The organism is Sphingobium sp. 15-1 (assembly GCF_013375535.1).
In the GTDB taxonomy this organism is placed as follows: Bacteria; Pseudomonadota; Alphaproteobacteria; order Sphingomonadales; family Sphingomonadaceae; genus Sphingobium; species Sphingobium aromaticivastans.
On the sequence record NZ_JABXJG010000001.1, the window covers coordinates 2,676,433 to 2,693,461 of the forward strand.

17 protein-coding genes are annotated in these 17,029 nt (G+C 65.3%); 5 read left to right on the forward strand and 12 right to left on the reverse strand.

Annotated features, from left to right (window positions below; translation table 11 throughout):
• Positions 1-69 precede the first annotated feature (69 nt).
• The 9 genes from kduD to HUK72_RS12785 form a co-directional block, all read right to left on the reverse strand.
• The gene (kduD, locus tag HUK72_RS12745; RefSeq protein ID WP_176597097.1) at positions 70-825 is read right to left on the reverse strand and encodes a 2-dehydro-3-deoxy-D-gluconate 5-dehydrogenase KduD; all 756 of its coding nucleotides are present in this window, start codon (positions 823-825) and stop codon (positions 70-72) included.
• A gap of 132 nt (positions 826-957) precedes the next feature.
• Entirely contained in the window at positions 958-1,791 is an 834-nt protein-coding gene (gene kduI / locus HUK72_RS12750; protein ID WP_176597098.1) for a 5-dehydro-4-deoxy-D-glucuronate isomerase, read from the reverse strand.
• Positions 1,792-1,894: 103 nt separating this feature from the next.
• A complete protein-coding gene (locus tag HUK72_RS12755) occupies positions 1,895-2,503 on the reverse strand; it encodes an LUD domain-containing protein (RefSeq protein WP_176597099.1) in 609 nt (202 codons plus the stop codon).
• Entirely contained in the window at positions 2,500-3,894 is a 1,395-nt protein-coding gene (locus HUK72_RS12760) for a lactate utilization protein B (RefSeq protein ID WP_176597100.1), read from the reverse strand. The genes HUK72_RS12755 and HUK72_RS12760 overlap by 4 nt, the downstream gene beginning before the upstream one ends.
• On the reverse strand, positions 3,891-4,646 hold the full coding sequence (locus HUK72_RS12765) for a (Fe-S)-binding protein (RefSeq protein ID WP_176597101.1): 756 nt from the start codon (positions 4,644-4,646) through the stop codon (positions 3,891-3,893). The genes HUK72_RS12760 and HUK72_RS12765 overlap by 4 nt, the downstream gene beginning before the upstream one ends.
• On the reverse strand, positions 4,643-5,605 hold the full coding sequence (locus tag HUK72_RS12770; protein ID WP_176597102.1) for an alpha/beta hydrolase: 963 nt from the start codon (positions 5,603-5,605) through the stop codon (positions 4,643-4,645). Before HUK72_RS12770 ends, HUK72_RS12765 begins: the two co-directional genes overlap by 4 nt.
• Positions 5,602-6,408: a rhamnogalacturonan acetylesterase gene (locus HUK72_RS12775; protein WP_176597103.1), complete on the reverse strand. Its 807-nt coding sequence runs from the start codon at positions 6,406-6,408 to the stop codon at positions 5,602-5,604. The genes HUK72_RS12770 and HUK72_RS12775 overlap by 4 nt, the downstream gene beginning before the upstream one ends.
• A gap of 121 nt (positions 6,409-6,529) precedes the next feature.
• On the reverse strand, positions 6,530-7,294 hold the full coding sequence (locus HUK72_RS12780) for an SDR family NAD(P)-dependent oxidoreductase (protein ID WP_176597104.1): 765 nt from the start codon (positions 7,292-7,294) through the stop codon (positions 6,530-6,532).
• A 19-nt stretch (positions 7,295-7,313) separates the two neighbouring features.
• On the reverse strand, positions 7,314-8,141 hold the full coding sequence (locus tag HUK72_RS12785; RefSeq protein WP_176597105.1) for an IclR family transcriptional regulator: 828 nt from the start codon (positions 8,139-8,141) through the stop codon (positions 7,314-7,316).
• Positions 8,142-8,329: 188 nt separating this feature from the next.
• Here HUK72_RS12785 and rhmD point away from each other — a divergent pair, with 188 nt between their 5' ends.
• From rhmD to rhaT, 5 genes are all read left to right on the forward strand, one after another.
• Complete coding sequence (gene rhmD / locus HUK72_RS12790) at positions 8,330-9,514, forward strand: L-rhamnonate dehydratase (protein WP_176597845.1); 1,185 nt, start codon at positions 8,330-8,332, stop codon at positions 9,512-9,514.
• Between the two features lie 21 nt (positions 9,515-9,535).
• Positions 9,536-10,393 carry a fumarylacetoacetate hydrolase family protein gene (locus HUK72_RS12795; RefSeq protein ID WP_176597106.1) on the forward strand — a complete coding sequence of 286 codons (858 nt, stop codon included), beginning with the start codon at positions 9,536-9,538 and terminating at the stop codon, positions 10,391-10,393.
• Positions 10,390-11,139 carry an SDR family NAD(P)-dependent oxidoreductase gene (locus HUK72_RS12800; RefSeq protein WP_176597107.1) on the forward strand — a complete coding sequence of 250 codons (750 nt, stop codon included), beginning with the start codon at positions 10,390-10,392 and terminating at the stop codon, positions 11,137-11,139. The genes HUK72_RS12795 and HUK72_RS12800 overlap by 4 nt, the downstream gene beginning before the upstream one ends.
• Before the next feature lie 61 nt (positions 11,140-11,200).
• The gene (locus HUK72_RS12805) at positions 11,201-12,103 is read left to right on the forward strand and encodes an amidohydrolase (protein WP_176597108.1); all 903 of its coding nucleotides are present in this window, start codon (positions 11,201-11,203) and stop codon (positions 12,101-12,103) included.
• Positions 12,100-13,164: an L-rhamnose/proton symporter RhaT gene (rhaT, locus tag HUK72_RS12810; RefSeq protein ID WP_176597109.1), complete on the forward strand. Its 1,065-nt coding sequence runs from the start codon at positions 12,100-12,102 to the stop codon at positions 13,162-13,164. Before HUK72_RS12805 ends, rhaT begins: the two co-directional genes overlap by 4 nt.
• 187 nt (positions 13,165-13,351) lie before the next feature.
• Here rhaT and HUK72_RS12815 read toward each other — a convergent pair whose 3' ends face one another.
• The 3 genes from HUK72_RS12815 to HUK72_RS12825 form a co-directional block, all read right to left on the reverse strand.
• Positions 13,352-14,317: a glycoside hydrolase family 43 gene (locus HUK72_RS12815; RefSeq protein ID WP_176597110.1), complete on the reverse strand. Its 966-nt coding sequence runs from the start codon at positions 14,315-14,317 to the stop codon at positions 13,352-13,354.
• Positions 14,314-15,831, reverse strand: a complete 1,518-nt coding sequence (locus HUK72_RS12820) for an MFS transporter (RefSeq protein ID WP_176597111.1) — start codon at positions 15,829-15,831, stop codon at positions 14,314-14,316. Before HUK72_RS12820 ends, HUK72_RS12815 begins: the two co-directional genes overlap by 4 nt.
• Before the next feature lie 81 nt (positions 15,832-15,912).
• A complete protein-coding gene (locus tag HUK72_RS12825) occupies positions 15,913-17,028 on the reverse strand; it encodes a glycoside hydrolase family 88 protein (RefSeq protein WP_176597112.1) in 1,116 nt (371 codons plus the stop codon).
• Position 17,029 lies beyond the last annotated feature (1 nt).

A 17,029-nucleotide genomic window follows, 5' to 3' on the forward strand; every position in this document is an offset into this window, starting at 1 on the left:
TGTGGGAGAGTGCACCCCTCCTCTAGATGTGACGTGCTCCTGCCTTCGCAGGAGCACGTCACTCTCCGATCAGCGCGCCAGCCAGCCGCCATCGACGGCGAGCGTGTGGCCGTGGATATAATTGGCTGCCTGGCTCGCCAGAAATACCGCCGCGCCGCCGATGTCGCTGGGATCGCCCCAGTGGCCTGCCGGAATGCGCTCTTGAATCTGGCGGTTACGGGTCTCGTCGGCCTGCAAGGCGGCGGTGTTGTTGGTCGCGATATAGCCCGGCGCGATGGCGTTGACGTTCACGCCCTTGGCCGCCCACTCGTTTGCCAGCAGCTTGGTGAGTCCCGCCACGCCGCTTTTCGACGCGGTGTAGCTGGGCACGCGGATGCCGCCCTGGAAGGAGAGCAGCGAGGCGATGTTGATGATCTTGCCCGAACCTTGCGCCAGCATGTGCCGCCCCGCCGTCTGGCAGAGGAAGAAGAGGACCTTCAGGTTCGTGTCGATCACCGCGTCCCAATCTTCCTCGGTGAAGTCGACGCTGTCGGCGCGGCGGATGATTCCGGCATTGTTGACGAGGATGTCGAGGCGGCCAAGCTTTTCCAGCGTTTCGTCGACGACGCGCTGGACCGGTTCGATGGTGGAGAGGTCGGCGGAGACGATTTCCGCCTTCTTTCCAAGCGCGCGGACCTTTTCGACGGTTTCCTCAGCAGGCGTGCGGCCCACGGCGGCGATGTCCGCGCCAGCCTGCGCCAGCGACAGCGCGATCGCCTTACCGATGCCGGTATTGGCGCCGGTGACGATCGCGACCTGGCCGGTAAGATCGAAGGGAGTGGTCATTTCCTGTCTCCCCCCTCCCACGGGCGGGAGGGGTCGGGGGTGGGTGCGCCTCGCGATAGCGGGGCGCTTCAACGCTGGCGGCGGAGGCCCACCCCCAGCCCCTCCCGCTTGCGGGAGGGGAGTTTTGCGAGCTTACTTCAACTGGCAGATGTCGAGCACGTTCATGTCGGTATAATCGAGATTCTCGCCCCCCATCGCCCAGATGAAGGCGTAGCTCTTCGTGCCCGATCCCATGTGGACCGACCAGGGCGGGGAGATCACCGCTTCCTCATTCTCGATGACGATGTGACGCATCGCGTCCGGTTCGCCCATATAGTGGAAGACGCGGTCGCCGCCTTGAAGATCGAAATAAAGATAAATTTCGCTGCGGCGGTCGTGGAGGTGTGGGGGCATGGTGTTCCACACGCTGCCGGTTTCGAGGACGGTGAGGCCCATCAGCAACTGCGCGCTTTCGCACACGCCGGGGATGACGAGCTGGTAGATGGTGCGGTGGTTGGAGTTGGCGAGGTCGCCGCGCTCCAGCGGATTGGCCTGCGCCAGCGTGATCTTCCTGATTGGGCAGGCTTTGTGCGCGGGCAGCGAGGCGATGTAGAAACGCGCCTCCGCGCCTTCGAAGATGACCTCCTTCGACCCCATGGGAATGTAAAGGCATTCCTTGTTGCCGATCTCGTGGCGCGCGCCGTCGACGGTGATCGCGCCGGGGCCGCCGATATTCACCACGCCCGCCTCGCGGCGTTCCAGGAAGGGATGACCCGCCGCCGAAGCGGGTTCGGTCTGGTCGGGCAGTTTCAGCGAACCGCCCGCCGGCACGGCGCCGCCGATCACGAAGCGTTCATTATGCGAGTAGTACAAGACGACCTTGCCCGCTTCGAACATGCCGCCGACCAGATAGCGGTCGCGCAAGCTCTCATTGTCCACGCACTCCATCATGTCGGGATGCGTCGCGTGATAGGTCTTCTCGAACACAGGGAATCTCCATGCAGGGGCTTCTGTCCCGCTTATAGCGTCCGAAGCGCAGAAAGTAACCCTTTATTCCCGAAATGTGGAATAGTGTTCTAACATGCGGTTATCATTCCCGCAGCAGGATGACATGAAGGAAGCGCGGGCCATGGGCGCCGCGCACATAGCTGCCCTCTATGTCGGTGGTGCCGGACACGCCGGTGATCCAATAATGGGCGCGGGGCTGGGCGCCCGGCAGCGGGGCGTCCTCCAGATAAGGCGCGATGTCCTGCGCGGCCAGCAGCACGATATGGTGCAGGGCCAGGAAATTGGGGAGCATCGGCGCTTGCGGAGAGGTTTCGAAGATCAGCGAGCCGGTTTCCGCGATCCCCTTGCGCGCGATGGCGAGGGTGGCGGTTTCGTCGGGTGCGGCATTATCGTGGACGGTGAAGCCGCTCCAGTCGCAGGGGCCGAGGCGCGGGTCGGGCGGCAGGCAGAGGGTCAAAGGTTCGTCCTGTCCCGCAAGATAGCGGGCGATGGCGGCCGGGAGGTCGCGCAGGCCCTCAATGGCGTCATGCGTCGCGCTGACGCCCGGCAAGGCGAGCCGGGCAAGGAACTCGGCCGTCAGCGCGCCCTCATCCACCGCCGGGCGCTCGGGGGCGGCCAGCAAGGCGTCGGCTTCCGCCTTGTCCGGGGCGGCGCCTTCAAGACGGGCGAGAATGGTCTGCCGGGCGCTCATTTGCGGCGCTCCTTGCTATATTGGGCCATGAAGCTTTGCGGCGCGGGCCTGGGCATGTCGCGATAACGGGTCCAGCCGCCCGCCAGCGGGAGCCGGGTGATCCAGCCCTTTTTCCCGATCATCCGCATGGCGCGCACGGCGATGCCGGTGCCGAAGCGGTAGAGCTTCGGGCGGCGAGCGGCGAAAGCCCAGAAGCTCAAGCCCCATCGCATGGACCTCGGCTCCAGCCCCTCGCGCCAGCTTTTCTCGCGCCAGCCGCGCAGCAGCGTGGGGAGCGGGATGCGGACCGGGCAGACCTCCTGACATTTGCCGTTGAGCGTGCAGGCATGGGGCAGGTCGCGGCTTTCCGCCAGACCATCCAGCGCGGGGGTCAGCACCGATCCCATCGGCCCCGGATAGGTGCCGCCATAGGCATGGCCCCCGATCTGGCGGAAGACGACGCAGTGATTCATGCACGCCCCGCAGCGGATGCAGCGCAGCATCTCGGCCAGCCCTTCCTCGCGCATTGTCGTGCGGCCATTGTCGACCAGGACGATATGCATCTCCTCCGGCCCGTCGCTGTCGCCGGGGCGTTTGGGGCCGGCGTAGAAGGTCGTATATTGGGTCAGCGCTGCGCCGGTTGCGGATCGCGCCAGCATCCGCAGCATATGGATGGCGTGGGGCATGGATGGCACGATCTTCTCGATGCCCGCCGTCACGATATGGACGCGGGGCGGGACGAGCGAGAGTTCGGCATTGCCTTCATTGGTGACGGTGCAGATGGCGCCCGTGTCCGCGATCAGGAAGTTCGCGCCGGATATGCCGACATCCGCGCCCAGCATCTGCGAGCGGAGTTCGCGCCGGGCGCTTTCGGCCATGGCGGCGATGCTTTCCTCTTCATGCGGCGTGCGGTGCCTGGCCTTGAACAGCGCGGAGACCTGCTCCCGCGTCTTGTGCATGGCGGGCCAGATGATGTGCGAGGGGCGTTCGTCGGCCAATTGGATGATATGTTCGGCCAGGTCGGTTTCGACGCGGCCAATCCCGGCTTCGGCCAAGGCGTGGGGCAGGCCGATTTCCTCGCCCAGCATGGATTTGGAACGGGCGACCGTCTTCGTGCCCGCCGCTTTGCAGAGGTCGATGACGATCCGGCACGCTTCGTCGGCGGTGCTGGCCCAATGGACCTTGGCTCCGGCAGCGATGGCGTTGGCCTCGAACTGTTCGAGATAGGCCCCGAGATGGGCGATGACATGGTCCTTGATCGCGGCGGCGCGGGTCCGCGCAGCCTCGAAATCGGGGAAGGCGGAGACGGCGATGGCGCGCTTGGCTTCGGCGGTGCCGGCGGTGCGCTCGACCGCGATCTTCAGCATGCGGTCGGCCAGCGCCGCATCGGCGCGGTCCGTGAAGGCGCTCATGGCTCCTCCCCGATGGCGGGGCCGTCGCCCATGCCCGCGATCAGTTCGATGGCGTGATAGGCACGGACCTTGGACCCCAAGCGGTTCAGCTTGCCCGCCATGTTCATGAGGCAGCCCAGGTCGCCCGCCAGCAGCAGGTCGGCGCCGGTCGCGTCGATGGCGTCGGCTTTCTCCCCGACGATGGCGTTGGAGATGGCCGGATATTTGACGCAGAAGGTGCCGCCGAAACCGCAGCAGCTTTCTTCGCCTTGGAGGGGAGCGAAGGTCAGTCCGTCGATGCTTTTCAACAGGCGGCGCGGCTGGGCCTTGATGCCGAGTTCGCGCAGGCCGGAGCAACTGTCATGATAGGTCGCCTTGGCGTCGACGCTGACGCCTTCGGGCTTCCAGCCGCAGACTTCGTCGAGATAGGCCATGATCTCGAAGGTCTTGGCCGCAACCGCCTGGGCGCGGGGGAGCCATTCCGGGTCATGCTCGAAGATTTCCGGATAATGACAGCGGATCGTCCCCGCGCAGGAGCCAGAGGGGACGACGATCGCTGCATAAGGTTCGAGCGCTGTGATGGTCTGCTTCGCCAGCGCCGCCGCATGGCTTCGGTCGCCGCTGTTGAGCGCGGGCTGGCCGCAGCAGGTCTGGCCTTCGGGCACGACCACCTCGCAGCCCGCCGCCTCCAGAGCGCGGATCGCGGCGAAGCCGATGCGCGGGCGCATCAGGTCGACCAGGCAGGTGACGAACAGGGCGACTTGTTTGCTCATACGCCATGGCGCTTTGCGAAGGCGAGGAAGAGGTCGGGCCAGGGCGCGGAAGCCTCGGCTTGCTGGGTGATGCCGAAGCCATGGCCGCCCGTCTCGAACAGATGGCATTCGGCGGGGATGGCCTTGGCCCGGAGCGCGCTCAACATGGCGATGCTGTTCTGGAACGGCACCACCTTGTCGTTGAGCGCATGGGCGAGGAAGGCGGGCGGGGTCGTCTCGCTGACATTCTGGTCGAGTGAGTAGGCCCGCATCTGTTCCGGTGTCGGGTTGGGGCCGAGCAATTGGGTGCGGGAACCGGCATGGACGAACTCTCCCTCCATCTGGATCACGGGATACATATAGGCCGCGACGGCGGCTCTGGCTGGTTCGCGGTCGGCGGCGTCGATCGGCTTGTAGCTTTCGGCGGTGCGGCTGGTCAGCCAGGCTGCGAGATGCCCGCCTGCGGAAAAGCCAATGACGCCAACCCGGTTGGCATCGAATTTCTCTTTGGCGGCAAGGCTGCGGATCAGGCGGAGGGCGCGCTGCGCGTCCTGCAACGGCGCTTCGGGCCCGGCGGCCCAGCCGTCTCCGGGCAGGCGGTAGAGCAGGACGAAGCAGGTGTAGCCGGCCTGCGCGAACCGGCGGGCAATGCTGTAGCCTTCATGGCCGATGGCGACGCGGCTGTAACCGCCGCCGGGGATCAGCATCATCGCCGCGCCATTGGGCTTTGCCGGGCGCAGCATCGTCAGGGTCGGGGTGACGATATGCGCGAACATGCCGTCATCCGGCCCGCTGTCGGGGCGGCGCAGGGTTTCGACCTCCTGCACGGTGACATGCTCGCCGCCGGGGGCCTTGCCGGGCCAGATCGGGAAGCGCTCGAAGCCCTGGGGCACGGGGAAGCTCTGCGCCGCGGCCGCAGAGGCGAGGGTTGCGGTAGCGGCGGCCCCGGTTAGAAGCGTGCGGCGGTCGAGAATCGTCATTGGCAGCTCGTCTTTCCCAGCGGCGTGGTGCGGGTGAGGGCGGGGCGCTGGCTCAGCACCTTGGCGGAGATGGGGAGGTTCAGCGATTTGAGGCCGCCCGCCACCAGATCCGCGACATGGCGGGCGCCCAGTTCGCTGAAATGGGTGTCGTCGTCGATCCCCTTGGGAAAGCCGATCGCGCCGTCCTCCGGGCGGTAATGGAGATAATAGGCGCTGGACGCCTGCCGCCCGGCCCGGTCGACCCAGGCGCGGGACAGCGCCTCAAGATCGATCAGCGGCGTGTGCGTGGCCGCTGCCAGGTCGCGCACTATGGCGGAATAGTCCGCGAAATCGGCCCTGGCCTTGCCGTCCGGGCCAAAGCTGCGGCGCGTGACGGGGGTGAGCAGGACCGGCGTGCCGCCCGCGGCGCGCACGTCCCAGATGAAGCGGAGCAGATTGTTGCGATAGTCGGTCGGCGCGGGCGCCCAGCGTTCCGGCCTGGCGCGGTTGGCGTCGTTATGGCCGAACTGGATGAGGACGGTGTCGCCGGGGGTGACTTCGGAGAGCAATTGCATCCAGCGGCCTTCGCTCAGAAAGCTGCGGGTGGAGCGGCCACCCATGGCATGGTTGCTGACCCGGACTTCGGGCGCGAGGCCGCATCGCAGCATCATGCCCCAGCCGGTCTGGGGATAGCTGCCGGGTTGGTAATCGGCGGCGGTGGAATCGCTGGCGATGAGGATCGTGTCGCCGGGGCGCGCGGCGAAGGCGGGCAGCGGCGCGAGCAGGGCGATGAGGGCTGCTGCGGATTTGAGTGCGATCCTCATGGGGCGGCTTCTCTGGATGGGTCGCGTTCCCGCGCAGGCGGGAACCCATCTCCTGACCGAGCCGCGTGGGGCGCCTTATGGGAGATGAATTCCCGCCTTCGCGGGAATGACAGGGAGGGGGTTATTGGAGGTTCACATACATGCCGCCGTCGACCAGCAGCGCCGCGCCCGTCACATAGGCCGCCATGTCCGAAGCGAGAAACACGATCGGCCCGGCAAGGTCTTCCGGCTGGCCAAGGCGGCCCAAGGGCGTGCGGGCCTCCATATATTTCCGCTTCTCGACATCGGCCAGATCGTCCTTGTTGATCTCGGTTAGGATGGTGCCCGGCAGCACGCTGTTGCAGCGTATGCCATGCTTGCCGAGCGCGATGGCGGTCGATTGCATCAGCGAATGCACGCCCGCCTTGGTCGGGGTATAGTGGGTCTGATATTCGCCGCCGACCAGCGCGGAGATGGAGGAGACCGCGACGATCGAGCCGCCATGCCCCTGGCGGACCATCTGCTGCGCGGCCGCCTGCACCATGAAGTAGGCGCCGTGCAGGTTCACCCGGAAAGTGCGCTCCACCACGTCGACCGGCATGTCGAGAAAGGCGTGGAAGGGGCAGATGCCCGCATTGCTGACCATCACGTCGACCTTGCCGAAGGCGTCCACCGCCTTGGCTACGAAATCCTGCGCGGTCTGCGGATCGGCCACATCGCCCTTCACCGCGAGGGCGCGCTGGCCCAGCGCTTCAATCTCCGCGACGCAGCTTTGGGCGGGGCCGTCGCTGTTCGCATAGTTGATGACCACATCGGCGCCATGCCGGGCCGCGCCGATGGCGGCGGCGCGGCCAATGCCGGTCGATGCGCCGGTGACGAGGACGGTCTTGCCTTCAAGCAGCTTCATGGGAGGTTCCTTGGAGAGTTCAGCGCCGCGTCGGGCGGCGGGGTGGTTTGACGCCGGGGGTCCAGCCCAGATCGGCGCTGATCCTGTGCGCGGTGCCGCGGACATCTTCGCTCAGCGTCTGCATCCGGCCGTCATCCATATATTGGGCGGCGCTCGACAGGCTGATGGCGGCGACGATCGCGCCCGACGCGTCCCGGATCGGCGCGGCGACGCAGCGGATCAGATCCTCATTCTCCTCCAGGTCGAAGGATCGCCCCGCCGCCACATAGGCGCGCATCCTCTCCAGCCAGAGGTCGTAATCGACCGGATGCGTGCCCGCGGCCTGATCCGCCTCGAACAGCCGATGCCAGGTCGGTTCGGCGTCGTCCAGCAACAGCGCCTTGCCAAGACCGGTGGAGGTCAACGGCTGGCGGTCCCCGATGCGGCTGGAGATTTCCACGCGGCGTCGGCCGGGAATCTTGTCCAGATACAGCGCCTGATCGCCATCGAGGCGGCCCAGATGCACCACATCCTCGCTGGCGGCGGCGAGCGCCTCCAGATGCGGGCGGGCGATCTGCACCACGTCGGCCTGGCTCTGCGCCAGGAAGCCCAGTTGCAGCAGCTTCGGCCCCAACTGATAGCCCTCACGCGGCAGGAAGGTCAGGAATCCGCGCTCCACAAGCGCATTGGCGAGGCGGTGGGTGGTCGACCGCGTGAGGCCCATGCGTTCCGACAGGTCGGCCAGCTTCACCGGGCCGTCGATCACCTGATCGAGCAGATCCAGCCCCCGTTGCAGGGTCTGGGACCCCTGCACCTTCGACTTTTCCTCTCGCTCGACCGATTCCGGGTTTGACGAATTTTGTCTCATCAAGTAACACTCTATCCCATAAAATGAGAAAAACAAGGGTTAAGGAGAAGCTGGCCTGATTCTTTCCGGTTGCGCCGGAACGCGCTTTCGTCAAAAATAGTGCAACATAGATCCATATAGTGGAATTATTTTCTGCCGTTCTCCGACGGGACGGTAGCGGGTTTTGAGGAGTTTTTCGCGTGCCGATCGTGACCCTGCCAAAGATCAGCCAAGTCCGCGCCTTCACCGTGCGCGGCGGCGGCGCCGACTATCATGACCAGGGCGAAGGCCACTGGATCGACGATCACATCGCGACGCCGATGTCGCGCTATCCCGAATATCGCCAGTCGCGGCAGAGCTTCGGCATCAACGTGCTGGGCACGCTGGTTGTGGAGATCGAGGCGGAGGATGGCACGGTCGGCTTCGCGGTGACGACCGGGGGCGAACCGGCGGCCTATATCGTCGAGAAGCATCTTGCCCGGTTCCTCGAAGGGCGCTCGCCCACGGATTATGAGAAGATCTGGGACCAGATGTATTTCTCGACCCAATATTATGGGCGCAAGGGTCTGGTCGTGAACGCCATTTCGGGCGTCGACCTGGCGCTGTGGGACTTGCTCGGCAAGCTGCGGCAGGAGCCGGTCTATCATCTGCTGGGCGGCGCGGTGCGCGACGAGCTGCAATTCTACGCCACCGGCGCGCGGCCTGATGTCGCCAAGGATTTCGGCTTCATCGGCGGCAAGCTGCCGCTGCACCATGGCCCGGCCGAGGGGATAGAGGGCCTGAAGAAGAATATCGCGGAACTGGCCGATATGCGGTCCAGGGTGGGCGATGATTTCTGGCTGATGTGGGATTGCTGGATGGCGCTCGACGTCGATTATGCGACCCGGCTTGCCATTGCCGCCCATGACCTCGGCCTCAAATGGATCGAGGAGGCGATCAGCCCGGACGATTATTGGGGCTATCAGCAGCTCAAGCGCAACGTGCCCCAGGGCATGCTGGTGACGACCGGCGAACATGAGGCGACCCGCTGGGGTTTCCGCATGCTGATGGAAATGGACTGCTGCGACATCATCCAGCCCGATGTCGGCTGGTGCGGCGGCGTCACCGAATTGCTGAAGATCAGCGCGCTGGCCGACGCCCATGGCAAGATGGTCGTGCCGCATGGCTCGTCAGTCTATAGCTATCATTTCGTCATCACCCGCCACAATTCGCCCTTCGCGGAGTTTCTGATGATGCACCCCGGCCCCACAGAGGTGGTGCCAATGTTCCACCCGCAACTCATGGGCGAGCCGGTGCCGGAAAATGGCCGGCTGAAGGTCAGCGCGCTCGATGCGCCCGGCTTCGGCGTCGAACTCAATCGCGAGATCGCGATGCACCGCCCCTACACCCATTGATAGCTCAGAGAGTATAAGCCCATGAAATTCTGCCGTTTCGGCCCGCGTGGCCAGGAAAAGCCCGGCGTCATCGACAGCGAAGGCCGGATTCGCGACCTGTCGGGCGTCATCGACGATCTGACCATCGCCAACCTCGCCGCCGCCAAGGCCGCCGACATCGCCTCGCTGCCGGTGGTCGAGGGCGAGCCGCGCTATGGCGTGCCAGTCAAGGGCATCGGCAAGATCGTCGCCATCGGCCTCAACTATGAGGACCATGCGATCGAATCCAACCTGCCGATCCCGACCGAGCCGGTCATGTTCATGAAGGCGCTGTCCTCGCTCAACGGCCCCGATGACGAGGTGATGCTGCCCAAGGGCGCGATCCATGGCGACTGGGAAGTCGAACTGGGCGTCATCATCGGTGAAACCTGCCGCTATGTGGGCAAGGAAGAGGCGCTGTCGAAGGTCGCGGGCTATGTCCTCGCCAATGACGTGTCGGAACGCTTCAACCAGAAGAATCGCGGCACCCAATGGAGCAAGGGCAAGGGGCATGACACTTTCTGTCCCGTCGGCCCCTGGCTGGTGACGGCGGACGAGATTGGCGATCCGCAGGACCTCGACATGCATCTCGACGTCAATGGCGCGCGGATGCAGACCGGCAACACGAAGACGATGATCTTCACCGTGGCGGAGCTGATTTCCTATGTCAGCGAATATGTCACGCTTCAGCCGGGCGACCTGATGATCACCGGCACGCCGCCCGGCGTGGGCGAAGGCAAGAAGCCCAACGCCATCTATCTGAAGGCCGGCGACGTGATGGAACTGGGCATCGCCGGTCTGGGCGTCCAGAGGCAGCAGGTGGTCGAATGGCGCCATCTGGGCGAAGAGGTGCTCGGATGAGCGTCTTCCCCGGTCGTTATGCAGGTCGGTGCGCCGTCATCACCGGCGGCGCCTCCGGCCTGGGCAGGCAGGTTGCGGAAAGGATCGTGGCCGAAGGCGGCAAGGTGGCGTTGTGGGATGTGAATGCCGACGCCCTTGCTGCCGCGAAGGATGAAGTGGGCGCGTCCCATGTCGTCGCCCTCGACGTGTCGGACCCAAGCGCCGTGGCCGCTGCCGCGAAGGAAAGCGCGGAGGCCCTTGGCAAGATCGACATCCTCGTCTGCTCGGCGGGGATCACCGGCGCCACCGCGACGGTCTGGGACTATCCGGCTGATAGCTGGCAGCGGGTGATCGACATCAATCTGAACGGCCTCTTCTACTGCAATCGGGAAGTCGTGCCCTTCCTGCTGGCGAACGGCTATGGCCGGATCGTCAACCTCGCCTCGGTGGCGGGCAAGGAGGGAAATCCCAACGCCTCGGCCTATTCCGCGAGCAAGGCGGGCGTGATCGGCTTCACCAAGTCGCTGGGCAAGGAACTGGCGGGCAAGGGCGTGATCGCCAACGCGCTGACCCCTGCGACCTTCGAAAGCCCGATCCTGGAGCAGCTTCCGCAGAGCCAGGTCGACTATATGCGGTCGAAGATTCCGATGGGCCGCCTCGGTCTGGTCGAGGAATCGGCGGCGATGGTCTGCTTCATGGCCAGCGAGGAATGCAGCTTCACCACGGCGTCGACCTTCGACACTTCCGGCGGGCGGACGACCTTCTAGACAATAGGTGGCGCGACCAGCCTCCGAAAGCTGGTGCGCCGCTTCCCGATGGGGAGGAACTATGATCCCGTTCGTGGACGCGCATATCCATCTCTGGGACTTGGCGCATATCCGCTATGACTGGCTGAACCCGCCCTTCTCCGACGAAGGGCCGAACGGCAGCGTCGAAGCGATTGCGCGGGATTATGGCGTGGCGGACTATCGCGCCGACCTTGCCCGCTGGAATGTCGTCGGCGCGGTGCATGTCGATGCGGGCGCGGCGGCGGACAGCGCGCTTCGGGAAACGCAGTGGCTGGACGGGCTGGCCGAAGTTCAGGGCCTGCCGACCGGCTTCGTCGCCTTCGCCGCGCTGAACGATCCCGGCGTCGGCGCGCTGCTGGCCGCGCAAGCCGCGCATCCCCGCGTCAAGGGCATCCGCCATATCGCCAACTGGCATGGCGATCCGAACCGCACCTATGGTCCGGCTGACCTCACCGTCGATCCGCAATGGCGGGCGGGCTATGCGCTGCTGGCCGAACATGGCCTCTCCTTCGACCTGCAATGCTATCCGGGGCAGATGCCGGGCCTTGTCCCGCTGATCGCGCGGTATCCCGACATTCCCGTCATCATCAACCATATGGGCATGCCGGTGTTGACCGACGCTGATGGGCTGGAAGACTGGCGCAAGGGGATGAAGGCGCTCGCCGCCTTGCCCCACGTCGCGGTCAAGCTGTCCGGCATGGGCTTCGTCCGCCGCGACTGGAGCCGCGAGACCGTCGAGCCTCTGATTCTGGAGACGATCGACCTGTTCGGCGTCGACCGCTGCCTGTTCGCCAGCGACGCGCCGACGGACAAGCTGTTCGCGCCGATCGATCGCGCCATGGAAACCTATCACGCCATTGTCGCGGACTTTGCGGAGGAGGACCGCCGCGCCCTGTTCGGCCGAAACGCCAACCGCCTTTATCGACTGGGGTTGAGCCTGTGATTCCCAATCCGTTGCTGGGCGTTCTCTTCCACTGGTTGGGCGGCTTTGCTTCGGCCAGCTTCTATGTGCCCTATCGCGGCGTCAAACGCTGGAACTGGGAGATTTTCTGGCTGACGGGCGGTCTGTTTTCCTGGGTGATCGCGCCCTGGTTCTTCGCCGCCGTCCAGACCAGTGACCTGATAGGTGTGATGCGCCAGGTGCCCGGCTCCATCATCGGCTGGTGCGTCTTTTTCGGTTTCCTCTGGGGCTTTGGCGGCCTGACCTACGGCCTTACCATGCGCTATTTGGGGCTGTCGCTCGGCATGGCGGTGGTGCTGGGCCTGTGCACCGTGTTCGGCACGCTGATCCCGCCGATCTTCGACGGCAGCTTCATGACCGAAATTGCGGGCATGCTGCATGGGCAGATCGTTCTGCTGGGGCTGGCCGTGACGATATTGGGCATCGTCGTCGTCGCCCGTGCGGGCGCGCGCAAGGATGAAGCGCTGTCGCCCGCGCAGAAGGCCGCCGCCGTCGCGGAGTTCGACTTTCGGAAGGGCATCGCCGTGGCTGTCTTCTCCGGCATCATGTCGAGCTGCTTCGCCTTCGGCCTGGCGGCGGGCGAGCCGGTCAAGGCGATCAGCGCCGCCGCCGGCACGGGACCGCTCTGGACCGGCCTGCCGACGCTGTGCCTCGTCATGTTCGGCGGCCTCATCACCAACGCGCTCTGGTGCGGCTGGCTGATCGCGAAGAACCGGTCGGCGGGACAATGGCTCGGCGCGGCGGACGAAAGCGGCCATGGGCCTCCGCTCTTGCCCAATTTCCTGCTCTGCGCGCTGGCCGGCACCGCCTGGTATTTCCAATTCTTCTTCTACACCATGGGCGAGAGCCAGATGGGCCGTTTCGGCTTTTCGAGCTGGACCCTGCACATGGCGTCGATCATCATCTTCGGGACCTGCTGGGGTTTCGCCTTCCGGGAGTGGAAAGACGCCGAACCAGCGGTGCGCCGCATGGTGTGGAGCGGCGTCGGGCTGCTGGTCTTCGCGACGTTGATCATCGGCTACGGCAACCGGCAGGCGGGCTGAGGCGCGTTTTCGCCAGGGAAGGACATTAGGCGCGCCGTGTTCCTGCGAAGGCAGGAACCCAGTTCAGGCGATGCGATCATATGCGGAGGGCGGGACTGGGCTCCTGCCTTCGCAGGAGCACGATGTACTTCAAGCAAAGCAGGCGGGTCGCTCACCACCCCAAACCGCCATCCCTCAAAGCCCAGGATCAGGGCAGCAACTCCACCCGCGTCGGCGCATCGCGGTCGACCGTGACGATGCCGTCCCTTTCCTCAAGTTCCGCGATCTGGAGTAGGCTGCGGCGGCGCCAGTCCGGTTTTGCCCTCGCCGCATCCTCGCCCTCCTGATGGACGAAGTAGATGATGTAGGCGCGATCTCCCGCGACGATGATGTCGGGATGCTGGCCCTTGGCCCGGTCGGTCGGATGGACGCCGGGCTTGGCGAGGATCATGTCGGCCTGCCGGGTCCAATGCTCGCCATCGTCGGAGCGCATGACGAGCAGCCCCTTCCAGGCGTCGGAGATCAGCCACCACCGCCCCTTCCAGCGAAACGCCTTGGGCCCCTCGCCCGGCGTGTCGGTCAACCGGTCCTTGACCCGCCAGTGAATCAGGTCGCTGCTGTCGGCGGTGCGGATCGCCTTGTTCATCCGCTCGTCGTTGAAGAAGAGACTGTAGCCGCCTTGGGGCAGCGCGATCACGCTGGCGTCGATCACCCGGTCGGAGCCGAGGTCGAGCCGCTCGCCGCAGCGCCATCTCTTCAGGTCCGGGCTGGTCAGATGCACGATGAAGCGCGGCGCGTTCCAGTCGCGGAAGACGCCCGGCACGACCGTCAGCCACATATGCCACCGGCCTTCGAACCATTGCACGTCCGGCGCCCAGAGCGTGTCGCCGGTGCAGCTTTTCGGAATGTCCGCCGTGCCCGCATAGCGCCAGCGCACCCCGTCCTTCGACCGCGCCATGCCGATGGCGGTGCCATGGACCCAGCGGGCGTCCTGGGCGTCCCCCATGGGCAGGTCGACGCGGCGGTTGGTGTAGAAGATCACCCACTCGCCGCTTTTGCGGTCGCGCACGGTGGAGGCGTCGGCGGCGCCGTCATGCACCGGGTCGCGGAACAGCGGCTTGGGCGCGACCGGGCCGCTCGACGCGGCGGCCATCAGCAGGAGGGGAGCGATCACGCCGCCGCCCCGGCCACCGGGTTCTTCCCCCAAAGCTGGTCGTAGCGCCAGCCGGACAGATCCTCGACAATCGCGCCCGCCTCTGGGGTGGTCGGCTGGACGGCTCCACCGCGCAGATGCTCGATCTCGCGCATCAGCACGTCATGGGTGAAGGGGCTGAGGCGGAAGCGCGTCGAAATGACGATGCCGAAGCCCAGCATGCCGACCGTGCCCACGCCCAGCAGCAGAGCGATGGTGCGGATCGCGCTCTCGCTCTGCACCTGCGCGCCGGACACGAAGCCGCCCGCCTGCATGATGAAGCCCACGCCCGCGACGGCGGCGGCCTGCGTCGCCTTGCGCACGAAGGTCATGACGCCCGCGAAGCTGCCCTCGCGACGCTGGCCGGTGACGATCTCGTCCACGTCGGCCATGTAATTATAGGTCGCCCAGGGGATATAGTTGAGCGCCCCCCGGCCAAGCCCCGCCAGTATGATCGGCAGCCAGATCATGCTGCTGCTCGCCGGAATGCCCATGGCCCAAAGCCCGATCAGCGTCAGCGCCCCTGCCGCGAAACAGGCGGCGGCGATCTGATAGGCGCGGCTGGGGGAGGAGCGTAGCGCCAGGTTGATGGCGATGATCACCGCCGCGAACTGCACGATATACATGGTGCCCAGCAGCCCGGAGGCGATGGCGGTGGACCCGGCGAGCGCGAAGATCACGAAGAAGGTGAAGGCGGCGTTGAAAATGTCCTGGCTGATATAGCCGCCCAGATACATGCCCAGGTGCAGGCGGAAGGCGCGGATGCGCATGGTGGAGAAAAGGTTGCGGTAAAGCGCCTTCAACGCCTGCCCTGCGCCGCCCGTTCTGGCCGTGGGTGCGGCTTCGGCGGAACCCGGCATATGCCGTTCCCAACTGAAGAGATACAGCATGCCCGCCGTCACCATGAACAGCGCGGCGAAGATCAGGCCCATGTAGAAGAAGGTGTCCGCGCTGTCCCGCCCCAGCGCATTGATCAGCCAGAGCGGCAGGAAACCGGCAAGAATGGCGGAGGCCTGCCCGAAGAGGATGCGCGATCCGGCGAACTTCGCCTTGGTGCGGTAGCCGGTCGACATCTCGGCGGCGAGCGTCTCGAACGGGATGATCTCCATCGCATAGACCAGCTCGAACAGCACATAGCTGACGAGATAATAAAAAAAGCTCTGCCCCGGCAGCCACATGAGGGCGAAGCTGGGCAGCAACGGAATGGCGGCGAGGATGAAGAAGCGGCGGCGGCCGAACTTGCGGCCGAGCCAAGTGCCGCCGAAATGATCGGAAATATAGCCGATCATGGGCGACGCAAAGGCGTCCAGAATGCGCGCCACGGCGAAGATCGTCGCCGCCTGCCCCGCCGTCAGCCCGCAAAACTGGGTGTAGAAGATCAGCACCCAGCCGGAAATCACCGCCATCGACCCCGCGCCCAGCACGTCGTTGGAGCCATAGGCCAGATAATTGCGCAGGCGGACCGGGCGGCTTGCGGCGCGGGCTGGTTCAGACAATTTCGGCTCCTCCGCCTTCATCATAATGTCCTGGGCGGCGGCCGTCCTTCCATTCCGGCCGCCGCCCAAGCCTGGCATGCGTCAGATATAGCTGCGCAGAAACTCGCCCAGCGCGCAGATGGCAAGGCTCTGGCCATAGGGCATCGAGGTCAGCGCAATGTCCTTGTAGAATTGCTGCGTGTCGCCCATCGCCGTGCCGAAGCTGACCTGCTGGAGTTCGCCCGTCTCGTCGATATTGGCCAGGACGCCCCGCACCGCCTTGATCCCGACTTCCTCATAGTGACGGGGCAGATAGCCCTTCCGCACGGCCTTCAATATGCCATAGGCGAAACCGGCGGTGGCGGAGGCTTCCAGATAGCTGGTCGGATCGACGATCAGCGTGTGCCACAGGCCGGTTTCCGCGTCCTGCGTCTCGGCCAGCGTCTTCACCTGAGCGGCGAGCGTGTCGATCAGGAAGGTGCGGAAGAAGTCGCCTTCGGGCAGGTCAAGGATCTCGATGATCTCGGGTATCGCGATCGTCACCCAGCAATTGCCGCGCGCCCACAGCGCTTCGGCAAAATTGTGGCGGCCGTTAAAGTCCCAGCCGTGGAACCACAGGCCCGTCTTCCTGTCGAACAGATATTTGATGTGGATGAGGAACTGCCGCTTGGCTTCCTCGACATAGGCGGGACGGTTCAGCAGCAGGCCGATCTTGGCGAGCGGCAGGACCGACATCATCAGCGTGTCGTCCCACATCTCGCCCGGATTCTCGTCATTATAGACGATATGCTGGAAGCCGCCCTCCTCGGTCTTGGGCAGGCCGTCGGGCGCCATCAGCCATTCTGCCCAGCTATCCAGATAGGGGATGTAGCGCGGGTCCGGCTCATGCTCATGGAGGTAGGCGAGCGTGATGAAGGGCGCCATGGTGTTGATATTCTTGGTCGGCGTGCCCTCGGCAAAGCGGTCCTCGAACCACTGCTTGATGATGGTGAGCGCCTTCTGGTCGCCGGTCTGCTCATAATAGCGCCACATGCCGAACAGGCCGACGCCATGGGTCCATTCCCAACCGGCCCAGCCCTTGGTGTCGATGATCCGGCCATCCTCCAGATGGAGCAGGAATTCCCCGGTCTCGTCCTTGATGTTGACGAGATTGTCCATCAGCCGGTCGATGGCCTCGACCACCTGTTGGCGCGGGACATCATGATTGAGGGCGGCCACG